This window comes from Aeromonas veronii (assembly GCF_040215105.1).
GTDB classification, from domain to species: Bacteria; Pseudomonadota; Gammaproteobacteria; order Enterobacterales; family Aeromonadaceae; genus Aeromonas; species Aeromonas veronii_G.
Window position 1 is genome coordinate 3,920,085 of record NZ_CP157875.1, and the last position, 22,356, is coordinate 3,942,440.

The window sequence follows — 22,356 nt, forward strand, 5'->3', positions numbered from 1 at the left end:
AGCTAATGGCATCCATCGACTGCCTTTTGGCCAATCTCTCTGTCATACTGACCGCAGTTTGCAGGTATGTGAGACTCGGAATTCATGAGCAAGGACTCGTTTGCCCAATCCGCCGCCTATTTGAAACAGGCGGTCCCCCTGATGATCAAGTATCAAATCCCCACCACCCCGAACAATTACCATCTCTGGTACAACTACGTCTCAGGGGACATGCCCGAGCTCAACAGTGCCGTCGATCAGGCGATCAAGCAGCAGGGCACCTTCTCCCTCACCACCTGTGAGCGCCTCTATCACCAGCATCTGGCCAACCAGGATGAACAACAGATGGAGACCATGAAGCTCAACCTGGCCGCCATGGCCAACGAGCTCAGCCACTCCATGCAGGATGCCCTGGTCGATACCGGTCAGTTCCAGGCCATGCTCGACAAGAGTTTTGACAAGCTCAGCCTCATCGACGACGACGGGCTCAGCCTGGATGACACCATGTCCATACTGCGGGAGCTGGTACGCGAGTCCAGGGACGTGCGCCTCTCCACCCTGCATTTTCGCAATCAGCTCAGCAGCGCCGAGAAGGAGATCAAGGAGTTAAAGGAGGCGCTGAGCGAGACCCGCAAGCTGGCTACCGAAGATGCCCTCACCAGCCTGCTCAACCGGCGCGCCTTCGATCTGGAGGTGGACAGCCTGATCCGCAGCCGTCAGCCCTTCTCGTTGATCATGGTCGACATCGATCGCTTCAAGAACTTCAACGACGAGTATGGCCACCTGCTGGGGGATCAGGTGCTGCGCATCTTCGGCAAGCGACTGCGGGAGGTGAGCAAGGAGGGGATCACCGCCTATCGGCTCGGAGGGGAGGAGTTTGCCCTGCTGGCCCCCCGCCGCTCCCTGGCGCTGACCCGCCAGATGGCGGAAAGCCTGCGTCGGGCCATCGAGAAGATGTCCATTCTGGATAGAAAGTCCGGCCGGCGTATCGATCACATCACCGCCTCCTTCGGCGTCGGTGAGCACAGCGGCCAGGAGAGCGCAGACGCCCTGATCGAACGCACCGACAAGCTGCTCTACAAGGCCAAGGCGCTCGGCCGCAACCGGGTGATGCCGCTCCCCACCTGATGCCTCATAACAAGAAGGCCGGTCAAGATGACCGGCCTTCTTCATTCCACAAACCCACTCGACCTCAGAGGCTCTTGAGCTTCTCTTCCGGCAGAGCCAGTTCGTCGTTGCGGTTGACGCCGATGCCACGCTCCAGCACCTGACGGGCGATGGCATGCGCCTCCTCCAGGGAGTGCATGGCATAGGTACCGCACTGGTATTCGTTCAGCTCGGGGATCTTGCCCTGCTCCTGCACGGTCAGCACGTCGCTCATGGCGGCCTTCCAGGCGGCACCCACACGGGCTTCATCCGGTGCACCGATCAGGCTCATGTAGAAACCGGTACGGCAACCCATGGGGGAGATGTCGATGATCTCGACGCCGTTGCCATTGAGGTGATCCCGCATGAAACCCGCAAACAGGTGCTCGAGGGTGTGGATGCCACGCTCGGAGAGGATCTCCTGGTTCGGTACGCAGAAGCGCAGGTCGAACACGGTGATGGTGTCTTTGTTCGGGGTCTGCATGGTCTTGGCGACCCGTACTGCCGGGGCCTCCATGCGGGTATGGTCGACGGTAAAACTGTCCAATAACGGCATTTCTGACTCCTGATGTGGTTACGAGAACCAGCCCCCGCTGGGAAGCTGATCCTTGCATTGTCGATACTGGGCACCATAGCGCTGGGCACGGGCCTCTACCTTGCGGGAGACCTTCATCAGCCACCCCTTGGCTCGGTAGCTGCCACGCCGGTAGCCGCCCCAGCCTTCGTGATAATTGAGGTACTGGCCGTAGGCATCCCACTTGGAGGTGCCGTTCAGCCGCTGGGCCTTGTTAGTGTACCAGCCCATGAAATCGATGGCGTCGGCGAAATCATCCCGATCGCTCCAGCCGTTGCCGGTTTCCCGCTTGTAGTCGTCCCAGGTATCATCCTTCACCTGGGCATAGCCATAGGCGGAGCTGGCACGGCCGGTCGGGATGAAGAGGAAATACTGCATCGGTGGCTGGGCATCGTGCACGAAGGAGGACTCCTGATACATCATGGCCATCACCACGTGCACCGGCGTTCCCCAGCGCTCGGTCATCTTGAGCGCCGCCTTGTGCCAGTCCGGTTTCTCCCGAAAGATCTGGCACAGGTTCTCCGGCTGGGCTGGCGGCGTGGTGCTGCAGGCGGTCAATCCCATCAGCAGACCCAGCACCACCACGAAGCGCTTTCCCATCAACGGCAGAGCCGCTGTTCGCATGTCAAACTTTCGAGGCAAATCCAACATCAAATAGCGTCTTCGTTCTCTTCACCAGTACGAATGCGGATAACACGTTCAACTTCGCAGACGAAGATCTTGCCATCGCCAATCTTGCCGGTACGCGCCGTGTTCTGGATGGCCTCCAGGCAGGCATCGAGATCCTCGTCCTGCACCACCAGCTCCAGCTTGACCTTGGGCAGGAAATCCACCATGTACTCGGCACCACGATAGAGCTCGGTGTGACCCTTCTGGCGGCCGAATCCCTTGACCTCGGACACCGTCATGCCGTTGATGCCGATCTCGGCCAGGGCCTCGCGTACATCGTCCAGCTTGAACGGTTTGATGATGGCTTCAATCTTCTTCATGGTGACTCCTTACCAGTTCTGTTTGCCAAACCCGGACGTGATGGGGTAACGGCGATCCTTACCAAAGTTGCGGGCCGTGATGCGGGGCCCGACGGCCGCCTGACGGCGCTTGTATTCGTTGAGATCCACCAGCCGGATCACCTTGCGAACCACCGCCTCTTCGAAGCCCTCCGCCACCAGCTCTGCGACCGAGGCATCCTCCTCCACATAGCGCTTGAGAATGGCATCCAGGATGTCGTAGGGGGGCAGGCTGTCCTGATCCACCTGATCCGGTGCCAGCTCTGCCGAAGGCGGACGATCGATGACCCGCTGCGGGATCACATAATCGAGGGTATTGCGATATTCGCACAGTTTGAAGACGAGCGTCTTGGGCACATCCTTGAGCACGTCGAAACCGCCCGCCATGTCACCGTACAGGGTGGCATAGCCAACGGACATCTCGCTCTTGTTGCCCGTGGTCAGCACGATGCGGCGACGCTTGTTGGAGAGCGCCATCAGCAGCACACCGCGACAGCGCGCCTGCAGGTTCTCTTCCGTGGTATCCCGGGCGGTACCGGCAAACAGCGGCGCCAGCTGGGTCATGAAGCCTTCGAACATGGGTTCGATGGAGATGATGTCAAACTCCACCCCCATCCGCTCGGCCTGCTCCTTGGCATCCTCCACGCTCATCTGGGCGGTGTAGCGGAACGGCATCATCACCGCCTGCACCTTGTCGGCTCCGATGGCATCGGCCGCAATGGCCAGGGTCAAGGCGGAGTCAATTCCACCGGAGAGACCCAGCACGGCGCCCTGGAAGCCGTTCTTGGTGATGTAGTCGCGCACCGCCAGCACCAGCGCCTGATAGATCTCCGCCAATGGCGGGAGGGACGCCGCAGGCTCCTTCTCCTTCACCGGCTGGTTCTGCTCGAAGCGCACCACTGCCAGTTCTTCGGCAAACGGTGCCAGCTTGTGGGTCAGCTCGCCCTGGCCGTTGAACACCTTGGAGCAACCGTCAAAGATAAGCTCGTCCTGACCACACACCTGATTGAGGTAGACCAGTGGCAGACCGGTCTGGGCACAGCGCTCCGTCATCAACTCATGGCGGATCCAGGGTTTTTCACGATCATAGGGTGAGGCATTGATGGTCAGCAACAACTCGGCACCGGCAGCCTTGGCCGCCATGGCCGGACCCGATTGCCACAGGTCCTCGCAGATCAGCAGCCCCAGTTGATGACCACGGAAAGAGACCACGCAGGTTTCACTGCCTGCGGTGAAGTAGCGCTTCTCGTCAAACACGCCGTAGTTCGGCAGATCCTGCTTGAAATAGCGAGCCACCAGCCTGCCCTGCTCGAAGAGAGACGCCGCGTTGTAGAGCGCGCCCTCTTCACGCCAGGGGTGACCGACCAGGATCGCGCACTGGCCAGCCCAGGCAGAGATGCGGGCCAGTGCGACCTCGACCCGGAGCATCAGATCGGCACGCAGCAGCAAGTCCTCCGGCGGATAACCGGTCAGCGCCAACTCGGAGCAGACCAGCAGATCGGCCCCCTGGGCGTCCGCCTCGGCGGCCGCGGCCAGCACCTTGTCACAGTTGTCTTCGATGGCGCCTACCGTCAGATTTAACTGGGCAAGCATCAGAGAGAGGGCTTTTGCCATGGCGATGCATCTTGAATTCGAAAATGATGGGGAATGATAAAGAAAAGGCGCTGGCTGTGCCAGCCCAACCCTTGGGCTTTGCGCTGGAGTTCTGGCCACCAGCAGATAAGATGTAACTAATCGAAGGAGAGATTTGCCATGATCAAGGATGTGAAAGGATTCACGCTACTTGAACTGATGATCGCCGTCAGCCTAGGGGTCATCTTGCTCGGTATTGGGGCGCCCGCCATGTCGAGCCTGCTCAACGAGAATACGCTGCAATTTGAATCGCGCACCCTGCTTAAGTATCTGCGCTTCGCTCGCGGTCAGGCCGTCGACAATCAGCAAACCGTCACTGCCTGCCTGGCCAACGCCAGCGATAGCTGCGTCACCGCCAGCCCGACCCAAATGCTAGTGTTCGTCGATAGCAACGGCAACCGCATTTTGAATAACGGTGAGCAGCTCCTAGCAAGAAGCCATATTTTTCCTACAAACTTTAGTGCGACGAACCAAAGCTCAGAGGCCACCAAGCGCGCCACTGTATTTATCCCAGATGGAACCAGCCTTGTTACCAATACCACCCTTAATCTCTGCAGCCCAGGCAATGCCCGGGTCGATCTGGTCATCGCCCCTTCCGGGCGCACCACTCAGTCAACCCAGGCCAATATCATTTGCCCCTGATGCGTATGGCCTGCTATCGCAGTTGGCTAGCATCTTGCCGCATCCCCTCTTTTGACTGGAACTTGTCTCCCGCAGGACGACACTCCAGCAGTTTAAGCACAGGGACCACGGCACCGTTGACCTCGTAACCCCTCTGCTGGAATTTCTCCTGTACGGCCTGCTGGCTGTTGTCATTGACGGTTCCGTGCAGTACGACTCTCTGCCCGTTGGTCAATTCGACATAGCACTTCATGTCATCCGCCAGCGCAACTCCTGACAGCAGAGTAACGAAAGCCAGCATCACTCTTTTAAGCGACTTCATTGTGCCTCTCCCTCGTACAGGTAAATCTTCTTGGGCGACATATCCATCTCAGCCTCTTCCGCCCCCTGGGCACACTCCCCACTGCCGGTGCAACGCTCAGGCTCACCATTGCCTTCGTCTTTGAGGATGACCTCTTCCCCTGTGCCGCCCCCCAGAATACGGATCTTGGCATCATCCCCGGCATGGACCACCAGATCATCCGCCACCTTGTTTTGCACCTCGACATAGCGTTCGGGAGTCTCATTGCCATCCAGATCCACGACGTAGCGGAACGAGCTGCCGTAGTGCATATCCACCATGTATTGACGCGCCGCACCAATGGACTGGATGGTGCACTGCTGGAATGACTGCACCTGGGGCAGGAAAGAGGTGAAATAGAGCTTGCCCTGCAAGACCACCCCGGTCCCCAATGATTTCTCCCCCTCTTCGTTCAACCAGTTGGCCCACCCCTTCGCACTGGAGATCCCCGCCTTGACCGCCAACGTTCCGGCAGTGGTCGTCTGGGCCGAGAGCGGATCATTGGTGACATCATAAAGATCGGAGACCTGAATGGGGGTTCTGGCCGGTGACGTAGCAGTGCGCGGCGTGACGTCATAGTCACGCAGCATGAAATAACCGTTGCGGACGCTCGATTCGGACGAGGGGCGATTGCGATCACCGCTACCGATCAACACGGCATCGAAGGGGCGGTCTTGATAGGAGTAGGTCGTATTGCCCCCGGAAGTCGTTGCCGTCACCTGCTTGTTGATGGTCCTCACCACTATGGGCTGGGTGAAGAAACGGCGATCGTCTGCCAGCGTCACGTCCGACCCCAGACTGGCAAACTTGAAGACCCGCCAATCCGACTTGGTGGCAGAGGGCAGGTCCATCCGCCAGATGTTGCCACCGGTATCCCCCACATAGATGCGATCAACCTTGTCATCCCCGTCACTATCCAGGGTCGCCACCGAGCCAGGCATGCTGTCTGTCATACCACTTACTTGTAAATGATCCGTCGCAGGGGTGTTAGCTGGTGTTGCACTGAAGATCAGTGCTCCTGTTGCAGCATTGACGATATAGATCCCTCTCCCCATGCTGTCATTGGTTCCCAACCCCTGAGCACTCTTGTTGGTGTCATACCCCCCCGTAAAGATAAGAACCGGCTCGGTCACTCCGGGGACAAAAGCCACCTCGGGGACCGACCAGGTCAATCCCAACTCACCAAAACCCGTGCTCTGGGCGTTCAGTCGCCATTTCAGGGTCGGGGTATTGGGACTAGACAGATCGAAGGCGTAATAAGCCTTGCCACCACTCCTCAGCCCGGTAAATACCCAGACAAAGTCGTTTTCGGAAGACTTCAACACCCCGTTTCGATTGGCATCCTTGATGAGGGCAACGGGTGAAGAGTCGACACCATAGAGATGCTCAGCTGACTCGGCATTGACCCGCAGCGCCTGTTGATTGGCCAGAAACTCATAGGGAATTGTGGCCCAGCTCTCGTCTATGGTGTTGCCCATATCCTTGAACATGTGCAAGAAACCGGCATTCGTGCCAAACAGGATCCGCAAATCTGGCGCATCCGCCATGTTGCCTGACTGGGGCCCGTAGTTCAGTACCAGCGGACGGGAATGAAGCGGATCCCCCATGATGTGGCTACGGAGGGTGGTCGAGGTATCAAAGTCCTCATCGTCCACATCCAACCCTTTGGTCCAGTTGATCAGCTTGTCCAGCTCGGCCGAGTCGCCGACTTTCATCAAGGTCATCAATGCCGCCTCACTCCCCGCCTGAGAGACCAGATTCGCCTTGGTCAAAGCATCGAGCCGAGTCTGGGCATTGTTGATGACATAGAGATTCCGGTTGCTCTTGGCCGCCAACATGGCCTGCGCCCCTCCCTCTGCAACCCTGTTGCCATCTTTGGTTGATGACCAGTAGGTCTGGGCGCTGTCGAGTATGGTCCCATCAAACTTGATGGCAGGCAGGCCACGGCTGTCGGCGACATAACCGTCGGGGGAGAACATCAGTTTCTTCAGATTGCCCCGCCACCTTGGACCCACATCCGGTTCGAACATGGCGTAATAGATATTGTTGAGGCTGCGGGTCCGGTCGAAGTTGTTGCTGGCGATGGCCGGAGAAACCAAGGAAGTGTTGATCCTGAGGATGGCGAGCAGGGACGCTTTCAGGGCATCGGTCAGGGCCGAGGCGTTGGTTGCCGGGTAATAGACACCACCACCACGACGAGCGGTTTCGGCCAGTAAATTACCGGCACCGCTGATAGCTTCATCACCGAAACCAACGGTAAAGGTAGTGACCGTTTGAGTACCTGGAGAGACGCTATTGACGTCCTTGTGCTTCATATAGCCAGCCAGTGCGGCCAGATAGCTACTCGACCGGTTATTTCCTGTGCCATAGGATACGGCCGAACCATAGGCTGCTTTTTCATCCGTTGAAAGTGTATTGATCAGCCCCTGAACGACGGAATCTGATGAGGTATCCTGGGTCGGCTCACCATCGGTGATATATATGACATAACCATTGTTGGAGCAGTTGTCATACGGGGCTTGATAGGTGCCGGCCGGGCTCTCTGCCGTGGTATCTCTCGGAGTGCCTTGCAGCCCATAGACGACCTGTTTGCCCCCAAAGAATTGGTAGGCCTCACTCAGCGTTTCACAAAGCGGGGTATTGGTGCTGGCGGTCAGGGCCTCCACTCTATCCAATAAATCCTGCTCGCCACTTTTACCATTGGCCAGCGTAGCTTCACTCCCCAATATGTCTCGAACGATTCGCCCGCCATTTGAAGAGTTGCTGTTGTTGGTATTGAATATGGCCAAGCCAAAATCGACACCCGGTGTCGAGGATATCAACCCTTTGACAGCATCCTTGGCAATACGCAGCCTAGATTCTTTGGAGTACCCGGTTGGGCCATAATACCACCGGATATAATTAGCCGAATAAATGGTCACCGCCGTATTGCTGGCATTGACGGCATTGGCCTTGTTCGCCGTATAAAACCACTCCCCGCGATTATTACTTGTTTTATCGACCGGATAACCTGTGCCAACAGACCAACTCCCGGTGTAGGGGTTGGCCGAATTACTTGCCGTCACGTCCTGCTTGCAGTCAACCAGGCTGATGTTGCTCACCTGATAACCGCTAAGGGAGTACCACTCTCCCCGCCCTCTTCCTGGCGGTGTACCACTCTCCACCTCATAGCTCCACATCTGGGACTGAAAATATCCCGTATTGGCGAGGGGTGTTTTGGACGTGGCGCACGCATTGAATTTGTCAGAGAAGCGCTTATTGCTGTTGATGGCGGGAATACTGCCGTCCGTGGAGAAATAGATAAACTTGTTGTTATTGGCCGTATCGGGGTCATTGCTCAGTGCGGGATAGACGGTCGCCGGATTATACGCTTCTTTTATCTGCTCCATGGTGTCCGCCATACTGCCCGAGTTGTCGAATATCAGCAGTACCTTGGGCCTGAAATCACCGGCTTTGTTGAAGTCATAGATAAAGAGCTCGGTATCATCGGCTCTCGTTGTATTGGCAACCAGTATCAGGCTGGACCAGCACAAGACGACTCCAATTTGTCGTAACCACATATCCTTCGCTCCTATTTGGTGAGCAGTGGCTGTTCCACACCTGCAACCCAGTTCAACTGGCTCGCATATTTTCCATAATTCACCGAGGTCTGCAGCTCGACGTACTTGCACGCAGGAATGACGTTGCTGCTGCTGGCCTCCACCTTGCGCTTGCAGACGGTCTCTGTTCGCGTTGTCAGCGCCACTGCCGCAGAGGCGTTGCTGCTGTTGACCGTGATGGCCGCACTGGCCCCCATATTCGAGATCAGCGTCGACACATTATTGCTCTGCATTGCGGCCTCAATGATCCCTTCGAGTCGATGTTCCGCCTGCCGGAAGATGGCCGCCGAGCCGGCCATCTTCAGATCCTGGCCCGATGACTGCATCACCACGACGGCAATCAAGGTCAGCGGTACCAAAATAATCAGGGCAACGATCAGGGCTACCCCACGTTGACGCTTCATGAGTTTCCCCCCATGACTGCCGGATTGCGCAGTGACACGCTGGTTTCCAGCAGCAACCGGCGAAAACCATCGCCATTACCCGTAACCGAGACATCGCCAACCTGGTAGGCATTGTTATTGACGTAGCGGCCGGAAGCTTGCAATGAACGCACGAGCACAAAGACTCTGGCGGCGACGACTCGCCCCTCGCTCCACTCCTGCTCGGTAACATTGTTGCTGGCGACATAGCGGTCGATGGTGCTATCAGGCACCGGACTGTCATCAACGCCAAACAGTATGCTGAGTCTTTCAATCCCTTCCGCCATGGCTCCTCCGATCAGCACGGAGCCGCCATTGGCTGTCAGATACCGTTTTCTCAACTCGGGGCTGTTGGTGGTGGCATTGGGGGAGAGGTAATAAACGATGTGCTGATATTCCCACAATTGACGCGCAGGCATGGCGGTCACACTGGGAATGGTCTCACCACCCTTGAACATCTGTGCTACCTGAGTGTTGGTCGCAAGATAGAAACGGTTGCCTGCGGCGTTTGCATCCGTGAGGGGACGGCCCATCAGCCGCTTGATACTGATGACATCCGTGTTGGCAATACGCGATGCCACAGGAATACAGGCAAAAGCACCACCGGCAATCGCCTTGCTGCCATCAATCCGAGTTGCCCAGAGTGACCTGTTTGTCCCTACGCCAGGGGGCAGACTGCCTCGTCCCAGGTTGTCCAGACAATCATCCGCAGCAAGGACGGTCGAGCCGGAACTCAGCGTCACTCCCTGCCCCGTCGCCATGGGAGAGCCCGTATAGTCCCCCCAGAAACCGGCCCATTTCAGATCCTGGGTCAGCATGCGCATGGCGATGCGGCCATTCTCCTGCAATTCGCTCTGATCGAAGGCGTCCTCCGTGGTGGCACGGGAAGCCACGAAGATGCTGAGACCCCCTCCCACCAGAAAGACGCCGATCAACATGGCGATCAGCCACTCGACCAAGGTAAAGCCACGGGATTTCACAGGGTGGTCGTCAGTACGAACTGACGCCTCTGCCGATCTGCGACATTGCTCAGGCCGCAGCTGTCGCGCACTGCGGTGACATTAGTGGCCCCATCGGAGAGGGACTGGCGGCCACGCCAGAAGATCCCCACGGTCAAACTGTTGTTGGCCCCCCGAATGACGCAGCCAATGGGGGACTGCAGGGATGATGCGGCACCGGAGACGGCCGCCCCTGCCAGAGAGCGCTGCCAGTAGTAGAGATCGAGCGCCTGCCTGTCGCTGCGACTGCAGCCCGCCATGGTGCCGTCGTCATTGCCACAGGAGGGGCGGTTCAGGGCCGTATTGGAAACCACTGCGGTGCCCTGGGCAGACCAGCTGTCCTTGTTGATCCGCACACGCTCCACGAGATCGTTGGCGAGCCAATTGGCGATGGTGCGCTGACGGGCCTCATAACCGGAAAACTTGGCCGTCGCCTGCATGGCCACCAGACCCAGCAGGCCAAAAGAGAGGATCACCGCGGCTATCATCACCTCCAGCAGGCTGAATCCGGTCATGTGAGAACGACGTTGTGCTCTCATCGGCTAATCCCAGCAGGCATTATTGGTGGTATCGCCGAGCCGGGTGGCGCTGCGGGTTCCGTTCTGATCGATGGAGAAGATGACACAATCACTGTCGGAACCTTGCGCTCCGGATGCCGTCGCAAACAGCGTAAATGTATTGCCTGCCGCGGAGATAACCAGATGATAGAGGCCTGAACCCGAGTTATCCGATACGTTCAACGCAGCCGCAGAGGAGGCGTACTGGTTGAAATCCATAAAATAGCTTTCTTGCCTGTTGGCGGCATCCAGCAGCATATTTTTGGCTTCAACACGGTGACTGACCAGCAGATAACGCTGATAGGAGGGATAGGCAATAGTGCCAAGAATCGCCACGATTGCGACGACTATCATCAATTCGATGAGGGAAAAGCCTCGATAGAACCCAATCATGTCCCATCCTTAGGTGACTGGTACTCCTGACAGTCTAATGCCGGATTGGTCGCAACGACAAACCCGGCATCAGAAACTTCATGCTTTATTCTTAGGCCATCCTGGCCAAATTCAAATAATTCTAAGCTCGGGCGGCACCTCGAACACCACGTTCTCCTCACGGCCCGGGTGTTCGGTCACTATCTTGCCCCCCAGCTCCCGCAGGCGAGTGATGACGTTTTGTACCAGGATGTCGGGAGCCGAAGCCCCGGCCGTCACCCCGATGCGCTCCACCCCATCCAGCCAGCCCGGTTCGATCATGGTCGCGTCGTCGATCAGATAGGCACGCGCCCCCACCTTCTCCGCCAGCTCCCGCAGGCGATTGGAGTTGGAGGAGTTGCGCGACCCCACCACCAGCATGGCATCCACCAGTCCCGCCATCTCCCGTACCGCATCCTGGCGATTCTGGGTGGCGTAGCAGATGTCATCCTTGCGCGGCCCCTGGATCTTGGGGAAATGCTGGCGCAGGGCGTCGATGACATCCGAGGTCTCATCCACGCTGAGGGTGGTCTGGGTGACGAAGCAGAGATCGTCCGGATTCTTCACCTGCAGCTTGGCCACATCGTCCGGCGTCTCCACCAGATACATGCCGCCCTCGTGGTTCTCGTACTGTCCCATGGTGCCGATCACCTCGGGGTGGCCGGCATGACCGATGAGCACGGCTTCGGAACCCTTGCGGCTGGCACGATGGACTTCCATGTGTACCTTGGTCACCAGGGGGCAGGTGGCATCGAACACCTTGAGGGCGCGGGACTTGGCCATCTCGCGCACCGTCTTGGCCACCCCGTGGGCGGAGAAGATGACGATGCTGTCGTCCGGTACCTCATCGAGCTCCTCGACGAAGACGGCCCCCGCCTCTTTCAGCTTGTTCACCACGTAGCGGTTGTGCACCACCTCGTGGCGGACATAGATGGGCGCACCGAATTTCTCCAGCGCACTCTCGACGATGCTGATGGCACGATCGACACCGGCGCAGAAGCCGCGGGGATTAGCTAGCAAGATATCCATCAGCACACCTCGCTCATGTCGATGGCACGATCGATCCCAACACAACAGAAGCCACGGGGGTTGGCGAGCAGGATATCCATCAGTGAACTTTCTCCTCGTCATCGACAGCCAGGATCTCCACCTCGAAGGTCACGGTGTGACCCGCCAGGGGATGATTGAAATCGACAGTGACCGACATGCCTTCCACCGCCCGGATGATGCCGGGCAGCTCACCGCCGTTGGGCTGATCGAAGATCATGATGGTGCCGACCTTGGGTTCCATATCGGCGCCAAACTTGGCTCTGTCCAGGTGGTAGATGTTGTCGGGATTGGAGAGACCGAACGCCTGCTCCGGTGCCAGGGTGAAGCTCTTGGTCTCCCCCTGCTTGAGCCCCAGCAGACACTGCTCAAAACTCATCGTCAGGCTGCCATCCCCCATCCGCAGACGAGCCGGTTTGCCGTGCAGCGCAGTGCTGTCGGCGACCGAACCATCTTCCAGCTTGATGGCAAAGTGGAACAGCACGCTGCTGTCAGCGGCAATCTGCTGGCTCATGCGGCCTCTTCCTTTTTCTTCTCACTGCGAAAACCGTCCAGCACTATCATGGCGGCACCGATGAAGATGAAGCTGTCCGCCAGATTGAACGCCGGCCAATGGGCACGCTGCCAGTAGAAGTCGAGAAAATCGACCACATGACCGAGCACCAGCCGATCGAACACGTTGCCGAGCGCCCCACCGATGATGAGGGAGTAGGCTATGCCGCTCCAGCGCTGGGTCACCGACTGCTTGCGCAGCCAGTGGATCAGCAGACCGCAGATGGCAAACGCCAGCACCGCGAAGAACCAGCGCTGCCAGCCCCCCTGATCCGCCAGGAAACTGAACGCAGCCCCCTTGTTGTAGACATGCACCAGGTTGAAGAAGGGGGTGATCTCCACCCCCGGATAACCAAATGGCAGCAACTTGACCACGGCGAGCTTGCTCCCCTGGTCCAGCACGAAGGCCAGCACCGCCAGCCACAGCCAACGCAGGCCGGTTTTTTGAGTGTCTTGAGTCATGTTCATCAGGCAAATTGACGCGTTTCGCCGTCACCCTCGACGTTGGTGACGCAGCGGCCACAGATCTCTTCGTGACCAGCAATGGTGCCCACGTCTTCCACATGGTGCCAGCAGCGGTCGCACTTGGCGGCGGCAGACTGGGCCACGCTCAGCCAGAGGTCATCGCGCTCGGTAGCGACGGCGTCCGCCGGTGCTGATTCGGCAACCGCAACCTTGGCCTTGGAAGTGAGCAGCACGAAGCGCAGCTCATCGGCCAGGGCGTTCAGGCGCGCAGCCAGCTCCGGCTTGGCGAACAGGGTCAGCTCGGCCTGCAGGGAACCGCCGATGCGCTTCTCGCCACGGGCGGCTTCCAGCGCCTTGTTCACTTCCCCGCGCACAGCCAGGATCTCCGCCCAGAAGGCATCACTCATCTGCTCGCCCGCTTCCAGCCCGAACAGACCGTCATACCACTCCTCGGTGAACACGAACTCGCCGCGCTCGCCCGGCAGCAGGGCCCAGATCTCGTCGGCGGTGAAGCTCATGATGGGCGCCATCCAGCGCACCATGGCTTCGGCGATGTGATAGAGGGCGCTCTGGCAGGAACGACGAGCCAGGCTGTCGGCCTTGGCGGTGTACTGCCTGTCCTTGATGACATCCAGATAGAAGGAGCCCATCTCGATGGAGCAGAACTGCATCAGCTTCTGGGTCACGCCGTGGAAGTTGTACTCGTCAAACGCGGCCACGATCTCGGCCTGTACCGCCTTGGCACGGCCCACAGCCCAACGATCCACCACCACCATGTCGGCAGGGGCCACCATATCGGTCGCCGGGTTGAAGCCGTTCAGGTTGGCCAGCAGGAAGCGGGCAGTGTTGCGGATACGGCGATAGGCATCGGCGCTGCGCTTGAGGATCTCGTCGGAGACGGTCATCTCACCGGTGTAGTCGGTGCTTGCCACCCACAGGCGCAGAATGTCGGCACCCAGCTTGTTCATCACGTCCTGGGGGCTGACCACGTTGCCGATGGATTTGGACATCTTGCGGCCCTGACCATCCACGGTGAAGCCGTGGGTCAGTACCTGGTTGTACGGAGCCTTGTCCTTCATGGCGACGCCGATCATCAAGGAGGACATGAACCAGCCACGATGCTGATCCGAGCCTTCCAGATACATGTCGGCCGGGTTGCCGTTGAACTCGGGACGGGCATCCACCACGGAGGAGTGGGTAGAACCAGAGTCGAACCAGACGTCCAGGGTATCCGGCACCTTCTCATAGTTGTCGGCGTCCGCACCCAGCAGATCGGCCTTGTCCAGATCCCACCAGGCCTGGATGCCTTTCTGTTCCACCAGCTTGGCCACTTCTTCCATCAGACGGACGGATTCCGGGTGCAGTTGCTGGGTCTCTTTATGAACGAACAGGGAGATGGGCACACCCCAGGTCCGCTGACGGGAGATGCACCAGTCCGGACGGTTCTCGACCATGGCCTGGATGCGGTTCTTGCCCCATGCCGGCACCCAGCCGCTCTGACCGTGTTCGGCAATGCCCTGGGTCTCGATACGCTCGATCTCTTCCAGCGCACGCTTGCGCAGACCGTTCTGCTCCATGCTGATGAACCACTGGGGGGTGGCGCGGAAGATGATCGGGGTCTTGTGACGCCAGCAGTGCGGGTAGGAGTGGTTGAACACCTGATGGTGCAGCAGGGCGCCGCGCTCGGTCAGCACATCGACCACGGCAGTGTTGGCCTTGAACACGTGCTGGCCGGCGAACAGTTCGGTATCCGGCAGGTAGACGCCGTTGCTGCCAACCGGGTTGGCCACTTCCAGACCGTATTTCTGTCCGACCACGAAGTCTTCCTGACCGTGGCCAGGGGCGGTGTGGACGATACCGGTACCGGCGTCCAGAGTGACGTGCTCACCCAGCACCACGGGGACATCGTAGTGATAGAAGGGGTGGTTAAAGCGCAGCAGATCCAGGGTGCTGCCCTTGGCATAACCCAGGTTGTGGAACTGCTCGATACCGGCGCGGTCCATCACGTCCTTGACCAGCTCGGCGGCCAGGATCAGGCGCTCAGGCTGCTCACCGTCCACCTGCACCAGGGCGTAGTCCAGATCGGCGTGCATGGCGATGGCACGGTTGGCCGGCAGGGTCCAGGGGGTGGTGGTCCAGATCACGGCAGAGAGCGGGCCACGACCAAAGTGACCTTGCGGGCAGTCGAACTTGGCCGCCACGGCAGCCTCGTCGACGGCCTTGAAGCGCACGTCGATGGAGGGGGAGTTCTTGTCGTAGTACTCGACTTCGGCTTCGGCCAGAGCGGAGCCACAGTCGGTACACCAGTGCACCGGCTTGGAGCCCTTGTGCAGGTGACCGTTTGCGACGATCTTGGCCATGGCGCGGATGATGTTGGCTTCGGTGCCAAAGTCCATGGTCAGGTAGGGATGTTCCCAATCACCCAGCACCCCCAGACGGATGAAGTCGGTCTTCTGCGCTTCAATCTGGGTCTTGGCGTATTTGCGGCACTCGGCGCGGAACTCGGCGGCGGAGACCTTCTCCCCCGGCTTGCCGACCATGCCTTCCACCTTCAGTTCGATGGGCAGACCGTGGCAATCCCAACCCGGCACATAGGGGGAGTCGAAGCCCGACATGCCCTTGGACTTGATGATGATGTCTTTGAGGATCTTGTTGACCGAGTGACCGATGTGAATGCTGCCGTTCGCATAGGGGGGGCCATCATGCAGAATGAAAGAAGGCTTGCCCGCTTTGGCGCGGCGAATGGCGCCGTAAAGATCCTGATCGTACCAACGCTTGAGCATGTTGGGTTCGCGCTTGGCGAGATCGCCACGCATCGGAAACTCGGTTTCCGGCAGATTCAGGGTGTGTTTATAGTCGCTCATCAGTCCTGGGTTCCCTTCTTTTCTAAAAGAGTGCTGGGTAAATTGAATGATGGCAGCCCGAACCAGGCTCGGGCCGCCAGGGCATCTCGTTCGATCTGCTCTTTCAAGGCGGTGAAAGAGGCAAACTTCTGCTCTTCGCGCAGCTTGTGGCGAAGCAGCACCTTGACCTGCTGACCATATAGATCACCAGAAAAATCAAATAGATGTACTTCCAATCTGGCTTGTGTACCGCTCAAGGTCGGCCGTACACCCACATTGGCGACACCGGGGAAGGTCTTGCCGGAACATAACACTTCCACCGCGAACACGCCACCGACCGGGATCACCTGCCGCTTCAGGGCGAGGTTGGCAGTGGGAAATCCTATGGTGCGCCCCAGCTTGTCGCCGTGGGCCACCCGACCGCTGATGGCGTAGGGACGCCCCAGCATCAACTCCACTTCCGCCATGCGGCCGGCCGCGAGGGCCTCGCGCACCAGGGTACTGCTGACCCGCTGGCGGGACAGCTGGAAGCTCTGGGTGCTGATCACCTCGAAGCCAAAGCGGCGTCCCGCCGCCTCCAGCAGGTGGAAGTCCCCTTCCCGCCCCTTGCCGAAGCGAAAATCGTCCCCTACCACCAGGTAGTGAACGCCGAGCTTCTCCACCAGCAGCTGCTCGATGAAGGTACTGGCCGCCTGCTCGGCGAAACGGTGGGTGAAACGCACACAAAGCATGCGATCGATCTGCATGGCCTTGAGCGCTTCGTACTTCTCCCGCCAACGGCTGAGGCGCGCAGGCGCGGCGCTGCCCGCAAACAGCTCGAGGGGCTGGGGTTCGAACAGCATGACGCAGGCGGGCAAGCCTAGCTGGGCGGCTTTTTCCTGCAACCTGGCCAACACCGCATGGTGTCCCTGATGAACCCCATCGAAGTTGCCTATGGTCAATACACAGCCCCGGTGACGGGGCTTGATATTGTGAATGCCGCGAATAAGCTCCATCAGTGCCTTGTGCGTTGCTGCCATGGAAATCGGCGGATTATATATCAGGCGGCCAGCAGGATCAGCCCTCATGGCCCGATTTCAGCAGCCAGGAGGCCATCACCCCGCCTTCCGCCAGGCTTGGCCTGATACAAGGCGCCTTAAAAGTCCTACTACTTATCCGATTTCAGGTGCCTTGGTCGAATGCCGAGCGCCAACAACACGATGCCGTAGAGGCCACCGCCTGCGCAGAGCAACAGGGTCAGCTCCAGGCTGGCCTTGCCCATGCTCCAGGCCCCCCACTGGGCGAGATCCGGTGACAGGTAGGCGAGCAGCCCTCCCATCAGCAGGGTCGCCGCCAGCAGTTTGAGGCAGAACACGCCGGTCTGGCGGGAAGGGCGATAGACGTTCTGGACATAGAGCCCCTTGAACAGCAGAGCCGCATTCAGGGTGCCGGAGCAGGCGGTGGCGAGCGCCAGCCCCACGTAGCCGAGGGGATAGATGAAGATGAGGTTGCACACCATGTTCGCCACCATGGCCATGATACCGATGCGCACCGGGGTCCTGGTGTCCTGGCGGGCGTAGTAACCGGGGGCCAGCACCTTGATCAGCATCAGGGAGAGCAACCCGGTGGTAGAGGCCAGCAGGCTGGCACTCGACATGCTCACTTCGTGCAGACCGAACTCCCCGCGCATGAACAGCACCCGCAAGATGGGCTCGCGCAGCACGGCGATCCCCACCATGGCGGGCAGGCCGAGCAGCATCACCATGCGTACCCCCCAGTCCATGGTGCGGGAGAAGTCCACCGGATCCGCATCCACGTGCTTCCTGGCGAGCGCCGGCAGGATCACCGTGCTGATGGCCACAGCGAACAGGCCGAGGGGAAACTCCAGTAGTCTGTCCGAGTAATAGAGGTAGCTGATGGCGCCGGTTGCCAGGAAGGAGGCGAGCATGGTGTTGATCAGCAGGTTGATCTGGCTGACCGAGACACCAAACAGCGCCGGGATCATCAGGGTGCGGATCTTGACCACCCCAGGGTGGTTCCAACCCCACTTGGGCCACACCAGCATGTTGATCTGGCGCAGGAAGGGGTACTGGAACAGGAACTGCACCAGGCCGCCGAGGAAGACACCGATGGCGAGCGAGATCTCCGGACGCTCCATCAAGGGGGCAATCCACCAGGCGGCCGCAATCATGGTGATGTTGAGAAACACCGGCGTGAACGAGGAGACGGCAAAGCGACCGAAGGTGTTGAGAATGGCCCCCGCCATGGCGGTGAAGGTGATGAACCAGAGATAGGGGAAGGTGATCTTGAGCATCAGGCTCGCGAGTTCGAACTTCTCCGCCGCCGGTCCGCCGTGCAGCCAGTCCCAGAACCAGCCCCAGCCAAACAGGGCCGTCAGCACCCCGGAGCCCAGCACCCCGAGCAGGGTCACTATAGTGACAATGCCGCCGAGTGTCCCCGCGACCGCGGCCAGCAACTCGCGCACAGCCTGCTCGTCACCGTTTTTCTTGTACTCCGTCATCACCGGCACAAAGGCCTGATTGAAAGCCCCTTCGGCAAACAGCCGACGCAAGAAGTTGGGAATGCGATTGGCGAAGAAGAAGACGTCTGCGGCAACCCCGGCACCGAGCAGATTGGCGATGACCACGTCACGCACCAAGCCCATCACACGGGACGCCAGCGTCATTCCGGACACTATCATGCCGGATTTGATCAATTTCTTACTCAAGACGAGGCCTCTGGAACTGTCGGAAAGAAAAGAATGCTGGTAGAATCGGCCGACAGTTTAACCGTCTCCCATCTGACACACCACCGGGGGGCGGTGTTTATTTGCACAAATCATTTGACAATATGTGGTTGGGAAGGCATATTTCCGGGCCTTTTCAATACACTCGCTAAGACAGTTTTAGGAGTTTTACCTTGGCTAACATCAAATCTGCTAAGAAGCGTGCTCTTCAGTCAGAGAAACGTCGTCAGCACAACGCCAGCCGTCGTTCCATGACCCGTACCTACCTGAAGAAAGTGATCGCTGCCATCGCCTCTGGCGACAAGGCTGCCGCCACTGCCGCTTTCGCTGTTGCTCAGCCGATCATGGATCGTATGGCGACCAAAGGCCTGATCCACAAGAACAAAGCTGCTCGTCACAAGAGCCGCCTGTCTGCCCAGATCAAAGCTATGGCTTAATCAGCTTCGGCTGCATAAAGCTAAAAAAACCGGCCTTATGGCCGGTTTTTTATTTGGGCTCGCTGCAATACAACTCGTGCAACAAGCCGATCAGCGCACGCACCTCGTGACTGCGCAGAGAGTAATAGACCGTCTGGGCCGCCTTTCGTGTCGCCACCAGCTCGTCGCGCCGCAGCACCGCCAGATGCTGTGACAGGGCCGACTGGCTCAGTCCGAGCCGCTCGTTCAACTCCCCCACCGACAGTTCCCGCTCCAGCAGCTGACACAGAATGAACAGACGCCGCTCATTGGCCAGCGCCTTGAGCAGGGCCACCGCACGACCGGCATTCGCCGCCATCGCCTCCAGTTGCATTCCGGCCTCTCCCTTCACGGCCTGCCTATGCTCTTGCGCCATGTCAGAACGACAGGCTCGCCGGCTGGATGGTGGAAAGATTCTCTTCTCCGGCAAACAGGAAGGAGAAATCACTCTCGCACACCCGTTTGACAGCAGGATGCTGGATCATCCGCTCGGCAAAGATGACGTAATACTCCTCCATCAGATCCTGGGTCTCCCCCAGCAGTATCACCTCCTCCCCCTCCAGGATCTCCTCCCGATAGATGGTCGGCGCCATGAAGATGCCCTGGTTGAAGAAGCCGAACGCCTTCATCAGGGCCGCGTCATCGAACTCACCCAGGATGCTGGGGGAGATCCCCTGCTGCTCGAACCACTGGGTCAGCTGGCGGCCCATGGCGGTACGCCGGCCCGGGATGAGCAACTTGCGCTCCTCCAGACAGGCGGGGAAGCCTTTCTCCGGCAGGGGAGCCTTGCAGAAGAAGCTGACCCCGCAGCCACCGAGGCGCTTGGAGAGCAGCCCCGCGTGCTGGCTGGAGTCCACCGGGCAGTCGGAGAGGATCATGTCGAGCTTGTGCTCACTCAGCTGTTCCAGCAGCAATTCGTGGGTCGATTCGAAGCAGCGCAGGTGGATGGAGCCATCGTTCGGGATGACGGAGAGCAGCACCCGGCTGGCGAGTCGTTTGGAGAGGGCGTCGGCGATGCCGACGTCGAACAGGATCTGGCTCTCCTTGCGGTAGTTGACGATATCCAGCATCTCGTAGGAGAGGCTGAACATCTTGTCGGCGTAGCGAAAGACCAGCTGGCCCAGCTCGGTGGCCTCGAGGGAGCGGCCCTTGCGGATCAGTAGCTTGCCGCCGAGACGCTGCTCCAGCAGCTTGATCTGGCCGGTGACGGTCTGGGGGGTAAGAAAAAGGGCTTCCGCCGCTTGTGTGACGGAGCCCTTCTTCTGTGTCATCCAAAAATAATAGAGATGGTTGTAGTTAAGGTGTGACATCCGATGGGGTTCCCGCGGCAGGCGGGCTCCGGTAGCAGCTGAGTTCAACTGCCAGAATGTCATACATGTCGCTGACCGAGTCAACCTTGTTCGCGCCAAACTGCCGCTGCAGGCTGAGCTTGAGGGCCGCCGGGCTCGGCATCCGCTCACCGCAATAGCGCTTATTGGACTTCTTGACCCTCTCCCCGGCCCGGCTGCTCAGGGCCCGCTCGCTGAAAGTCTCGCCAAACTGGGCCTTGGCCTGCTTGTCCCCCAGCATCAGGGCGCTGTCGACCACTCCGTTCAGATAGGCCGAACAACTGGCTGATGTGGCATCCTGCTGACAATCCGCCAGACTGCTTGCCCAGAGCGCCGGGCTCACCAGCAGGGCCAACCATACTGTTTTTTTCATAACCCCTCCGTGCTCTGATCCGCCTCCCGATTGGGAAGGGATATCCGCAGGGCGAGATAACCGACCACGGCCGCCAGGGTGGACCCGACCAAGATCCCGAGGCGAGAGAAGCTACCGTAGTCCAATCCGCCATGCTCGAATGCCAGCGACGCGATAAACATCGACATGGTGAAGCCAATGCCACACAAGATGCTGACAGCAAAGATTTGCTTGAAATTAACCCCGCTTGGCAACTGGGCGACCCCCAGCTTCACCGCCAGCCAGCTGATGGTGAAGATCCCGAGCGGCTTGCCGACGAACAGGCCCAGCATGATGCCGAGCGGCACCGGGCTCAGCAGGGAGGAGAGTCCAATCCCGTCCAGCGACACCCCGGCGTTGGCAAAGGCAAACAGCGGCAGGATGAGATAGGCGCTCCAGGGATGCAGCGCGTGCTCCAGATGCTTGAGGGGGGAGGCGTAGCGCTTGCCGTTGAGCGGGATCATGAAGCCCACGATGACACCCGCCAGGGTCGCATGGACGCCGGACTTGAGCACCGCCACCCAGAGCACCAGACCGACCAGCATGTAGAGCGCGATCCTGTCTTCCCCACGCCGGTTCATCCACAGCAGGGTCAGGGTCGCCAGGACACCGACCGCCAGCGCGCCCAGAGAGAGCTGCTGGGTGTAGAAGAGGGCGATGATGATGATGACGCCGAGGTCATCCATGATGGCCAGCGCCAGCAGGAACACCTTGAGGCTGGTCGGCACCCGCTTGCCAAGCAGCGCCATCACCCCGAGGGCGAAAGCGATGTCGGTGGCCGCCGGGATGGCCCAGCCGGCGCGGGTCACTTCATCGTGGTAGTTGAAGAAGGCGTAGATGAGCGCAGGAGCCAGCATGCCCCCCACGGCGGCAATGGCCGGGAAGGTCGCCTGCACCCGGGAAGAGAGTGCCCCCTCCATCAGCTCCCGCTTGACCTCGAGGCCAACCAGCAGGAAGAAGAGCGCCATGAAGCCGTCGTTGATCCAGAGCAGCAGCGGCTTGTCGATGTCGAGCGCCGCGATGCGCACCTGCACCGGCGTATTGAGGAAACTCTGGTAATACTCCGCCAACCCCGAGTTGGCCAGAGCGATGGCCAGCAGTGCGGCCAGGATCAGGATGATGCCGGAGGCAGACTCCAGCTTGAGAAAGCGCTTGAATACATCACTCATGGTCTGACTATCCATTATTTTGCATTTTTTTCAGTCTAGAGCCGGCACGGTATAATGAAAAATCGTTTCTAATTGCCACAAACAACGGAAAAACC

Annotated in this window: 23 protein-coding genes; 3 read left to right on the forward strand and 20 right to left on the reverse strand. The window is 59.3% G+C overall.

Translation table 11 applies throughout. The features are described 5' to 3' along the window. Positions 1-84 precede the first annotated feature (84 nt). On the forward strand, positions 85-1,107 hold the full coding sequence (locus ABNP46_RS18010) for a GGDEF domain-containing protein (RefSeq protein ID WP_349919643.1): 1,023 nt from the start codon (positions 85-87) through the stop codon (positions 1,105-1,107). Between the two features lie 64 nt (positions 1,108-1,171). Here ABNP46_RS18010 and luxS read toward each other — a convergent pair whose 3' ends face one another. Genes luxS through ABNP46_RS18030 form a run of 4 tightly spaced genes read right to left on the reverse strand, consistent with a single transcriptional unit; the run spans position 1,172 to position 4,320 of the window. Beyond that, positions 1,172-1,681 (reverse strand): S-ribosylhomocysteine lyase, encoded by a 510-nt coding sequence (gene luxS / locus ABNP46_RS18015; protein WP_349919644.1) that lies wholly within the window; start codon positions 1,679-1,681, stop codon positions 1,172-1,174. Between the two features lie 18 nt (positions 1,682-1,699). Continuing rightward, complete coding sequence (locus ABNP46_RS18020) at positions 1,700-2,323, reverse strand: transglycosylase SLT domain-containing protein (RefSeq protein ID WP_434476159.1); 624 nt, start codon at positions 2,321-2,323, stop codon at positions 1,700-1,702. A gap of 26 nt (positions 2,324-2,349) precedes the next feature. Further along, positions 2,350-2,688, reverse strand: a complete 339-nt coding sequence (gene glnB, locus ABNP46_RS18025; RefSeq protein ID WP_100294159.1) for a nitrogen regulatory protein P-II — start codon at positions 2,686-2,688, stop codon at positions 2,350-2,352. Positions 2,689-2,697: 9 nt separating this feature from the next. After that, positions 2,698-4,320: an NAD+ synthase gene (locus ABNP46_RS18030; protein ID WP_349919645.1), complete on the reverse strand. Its 1,623-nt coding sequence runs from the start codon at positions 4,318-4,320 to the stop codon at positions 2,698-2,700. A gap of 138 nt (positions 4,321-4,458) precedes the next feature. On the opposite strand from ABNP46_RS18030, the gene ABNP46_RS18035 reads away from it, so the two are divergent. Further along, the gene (locus tag ABNP46_RS18035) at positions 4,459-4,980 is read left to right on the forward strand and encodes a GspH/FimT family pseudopilin (protein WP_349919646.1); all 522 of its coding nucleotides are present in this window, start codon (positions 4,459-4,461) and stop codon (positions 4,978-4,980) included. Positions 4,981-4,993: 13 nt separating this feature from the next. Here ABNP46_RS18035 and ABNP46_RS18040 read toward each other — a convergent pair whose 3' ends face one another. The 12 genes from ABNP46_RS18040 to murJ all read right to left on the reverse strand — a co-directional run bounded on the left by ABNP46_RS18040 (position 4,994) and on the right by murJ (position 18,900). After that, complete coding sequence (locus ABNP46_RS18040; RefSeq protein ID WP_349919647.1) at positions 4,994-5,281, reverse strand: TapY2 family type IVa secretion system protein; 288 nt, start codon at positions 5,279-5,281, stop codon at positions 4,994-4,996. Further along, positions 5,278-8,859, reverse strand: a complete 3,582-nt coding sequence (locus tag ABNP46_RS18045; protein ID WP_349919648.1) for a pilus assembly protein — start codon at positions 8,857-8,859, stop codon at positions 5,278-5,280. The genes ABNP46_RS18040 and ABNP46_RS18045 overlap by 4 nt, the downstream gene beginning before the upstream one ends. A gap of 11 nt (positions 8,860-8,870) precedes the next feature. Further along, entirely contained in the window at positions 8,871-9,302 is a 432-nt protein-coding gene (gene tppD / locus ABNP46_RS18050) for a type IVa pilus pseudopilin TppD (protein ID WP_349919649.1), read from the reverse strand. Continuing rightward, positions 9,299-10,300: a PilW family protein gene (locus ABNP46_RS18055; RefSeq protein ID WP_349919650.1), complete on the reverse strand. Its 1,002-nt coding sequence runs from the start codon at positions 10,298-10,300 to the stop codon at positions 9,299-9,301. Before ABNP46_RS18055 ends, tppD begins: the two co-directional genes overlap by 4 nt. Continuing rightward, positions 10,297-10,857, reverse strand: coding sequence for a type IV pilus modification protein PilV (pilV, locus tag ABNP46_RS18060; RefSeq protein ID WP_349919652.1), 561 nt, complete (start codon positions 10,855-10,857; stop codon positions 10,297-10,299). The genes ABNP46_RS18055 and pilV overlap by 4 nt, the downstream gene beginning before the upstream one ends. A gap of 3 nt (positions 10,858-10,860) precedes the next feature. Beyond that, positions 10,861-11,268, reverse strand: a complete 408-nt coding sequence (gene tppA, locus ABNP46_RS18065; protein ID WP_349919653.1) for a type IVa pilus pseudopilin TppA — start codon at positions 11,266-11,268, stop codon at positions 10,861-10,863. A 111-nt stretch (positions 11,269-11,379) separates the two neighbouring features. Further along, positions 11,380-12,315, reverse strand: a complete 936-nt coding sequence (gene ispH / locus ABNP46_RS18070) for a 4-hydroxy-3-methylbut-2-enyl diphosphate reductase (RefSeq protein WP_349919654.1) — start codon at positions 12,313-12,315, stop codon at positions 11,380-11,382. Positions 12,316-12,394: 79 nt separating this feature from the next. Beyond that, a complete protein-coding gene (gene fkpB, locus ABNP46_RS18075) occupies positions 12,395-12,847 on the reverse strand; it encodes an FKBP-type peptidyl-prolyl cis-trans isomerase (protein ID WP_349919656.1) in 453 nt (150 codons plus the stop codon). Further along, positions 12,844-13,353, reverse strand: a complete 510-nt coding sequence (lspA, locus tag ABNP46_RS18080) for a signal peptidase II (RefSeq protein ID WP_349919657.1) — start codon at positions 13,351-13,353, stop codon at positions 12,844-12,846. The genes fkpB and lspA overlap by 4 nt, the downstream gene beginning before the upstream one ends. Further along, the gene (ileS, locus tag ABNP46_RS18085; RefSeq protein ID WP_349919658.1) at positions 13,353-16,214 is read right to left on the reverse strand and encodes an isoleucine--tRNA ligase; all 2,862 of its coding nucleotides are present in this window, start codon (positions 16,212-16,214) and stop codon (positions 13,353-13,355) included. The genes lspA and ileS overlap by 1 nt, the downstream gene beginning before the upstream one ends. Then, a complete protein-coding gene (gene ribF / locus ABNP46_RS18090) occupies positions 16,214-17,188 on the reverse strand; it encodes a bifunctional riboflavin kinase/FAD synthetase (RefSeq protein ID WP_349922557.1) in 975 nt (324 codons plus the stop codon). The genes ileS and ribF overlap by 1 nt, the downstream gene beginning before the upstream one ends. A gap of 152 nt (positions 17,189-17,340) precedes the next feature. Next, entirely contained in the window at positions 17,341-18,900 is a 1,560-nt protein-coding gene (gene murJ, locus ABNP46_RS18095) for a murein biosynthesis integral membrane protein MurJ (protein WP_349919659.1), read from the reverse strand. A gap of 191 nt (positions 18,901-19,091) precedes the next feature. Between murJ and rpsT the strand changes: the two genes are divergently transcribed. Continuing rightward, positions 19,092-19,355 (forward strand): 30S ribosomal protein S20, encoded by a 264-nt coding sequence (gene rpsT, locus ABNP46_RS18100; protein ID WP_005308808.1) that lies wholly within the window; start codon positions 19,092-19,094, stop codon positions 19,353-19,355. Between the two features lie 49 nt (positions 19,356-19,404). Here the strand turns inward: rpsT and ABNP46_RS18105 are convergent, their stop codons facing one another. From ABNP46_RS18105 to nhaA, 4 genes are read right to left on the reverse strand one after another with little or no spacing between them, the layout of a single operon-like run. Next, positions 19,405-19,707, reverse strand: coding sequence for an ArsR/SmtB family transcription factor (locus ABNP46_RS18105; protein ID WP_349919661.1), 303 nt, complete (start codon positions 19,705-19,707; stop codon positions 19,405-19,407). Positions 19,708-19,750: 43 nt separating this feature from the next. Beyond that, the gene (nhaR, locus tag ABNP46_RS18110) at positions 19,751-20,683 is read right to left on the reverse strand and encodes a transcriptional activator NhaR (protein ID WP_349919663.1); all 933 of its coding nucleotides are present in this window, start codon (positions 20,681-20,683) and stop codon (positions 19,751-19,753) included. Then, on the reverse strand, positions 20,670-21,074 hold the full coding sequence (locus tag ABNP46_RS18115; RefSeq protein ID WP_349919664.1) for a hypothetical protein: 405 nt from the start codon (positions 21,072-21,074) through the stop codon (positions 20,670-20,672). The genes nhaR and ABNP46_RS18115 overlap by 14 nt, the downstream gene beginning before the upstream one ends. Next, positions 21,071-22,261, reverse strand: a complete 1,191-nt coding sequence (nhaA, locus tag ABNP46_RS18120; RefSeq protein WP_349919665.1) for a Na+/H+ antiporter NhaA — start codon at positions 22,259-22,261, stop codon at positions 21,071-21,073. The genes ABNP46_RS18115 and nhaA overlap by 4 nt, the downstream gene beginning before the upstream one ends. Positions 22,262-22,356: the final 95 nt, after the last annotated feature.

Coding starts and splice junctions, on each gene's coding strand:
- ABNP46_RS18105 (WP_349919661.1), bottom strand. CDS start 19,707: ATGCAACTGGAGGCGATGGCGGCGAATGCCGGTCGTGCGGTGGCCCTG.
- luxS (WP_349919644.1), bottom strand. CDS start 1,681: ATGCCGTTATTGGACAGTTTTACCGTCGACCATACCCGCATGGAGGCC.
- nhaR (WP_349919663.1), bottom strand. CDS start 20,683: ATGTCACACCTTAACTACAACCATCTCTATTATTTTTGGATGACACAG.
- tppA (WP_349919653.1), bottom strand. CDS start 11,268: ATGATTGGGTTCTATCGAGGCTTTTCCCTCATCGAATTGATGATAGTC.
- ABNP46_RS18020 (WP_434476159.1), bottom strand. CDS start 2,323: ATGCGAACAGCGGCTCTGCCGTTGATGGGAAAGCGCTTCGTGGTGGTG.
- fkpB (WP_349919656.1), bottom strand. CDS start 12,847: ATGAGCCAGCAGATTGCCGCTGACAGCAGCGTGCTGTTCCACTTTGCC.
- tppD (WP_349919649.1), bottom strand. CDS start 9,302: ATGAAGCGTCAACGTGGGGTAGCCCTGATCGTTGCCCTGATTATTTTG.
- ABNP46_RS18040 (WP_349919647.1), bottom strand. CDS start 5,281: ATGAAGTCGCTTAAAAGAGTGATGCTGGCTTTCGTTACTCTGCTGTCA.
- ABNP46_RS18010 (WP_349919643.1), top strand. CDS start 85: ATGAGCAAGGACTCGTTTGCCCAATCCGCCGCCTATTTGAAACAGGCG.
- lspA (WP_349919657.1), bottom strand. CDS start 13,353: ATGAACATGACTCAAGACACTCAAAAAACCGGCCTGCGTTGGCTGTGG.
- ispH (WP_349919654.1), bottom strand. CDS start 12,315: ATGGATATCTTGCTAGCTAATCCCCGCGGCTTCTGCGCCGGTGTCGAT.
- nhaA (WP_349919665.1), bottom strand. CDS start 22,261: ATGAGTGATGTATTCAAGCGCTTTCTCAAGCTGGAGTCTGCCTCCGGC.
- ABNP46_RS18035 (WP_349919646.1), top strand. CDS start 4,459: ATGATCAAGGATGTGAAAGGATTCACGCTACTTGAACTGATGATCGCC.
- ileS (WP_349919658.1), bottom strand. CDS start 16,214: ATGAGCGACTATAAACACACCCTGAATCTGCCGGAAACCGAGTTTCCG.
- ABNP46_RS18045 (WP_349919648.1), bottom strand. CDS start 8,859: ATGTGGTTACGACAAATTGGAGTCGTCTTGTGCTGGTCCAGCCTGATA.
- glnB (WP_100294159.1), bottom strand. CDS start 2,688: ATGAAGAAGATTGAAGCCATCATCAAACCGTTCAAGCTGGACGATGTA.
- ribF (WP_349922557.1), bottom strand. CDS start 17,188: ATGGAGCTTATTCGCGGCATTCACAATATCAAGCCCCGTCACCGGGGC.
- ABNP46_RS18115 (WP_349919664.1), bottom strand. CDS start 21,074: ATGAAAAAAACAGTATGGTTGGCCCTGCTGGTGAGCCCGGCGCTCTGG.
- ABNP46_RS18030 (WP_349919645.1), bottom strand. CDS start 4,320: ATGGCAAAAGCCCTCTCTCTGATGCTTGCCCAGTTAAATCTGACGGTA.
- pilV (WP_349919652.1), bottom strand. CDS start 10,857: ATGAGAGCACAACGTCGTTCTCACATGACCGGATTCAGCCTGCTGGAG.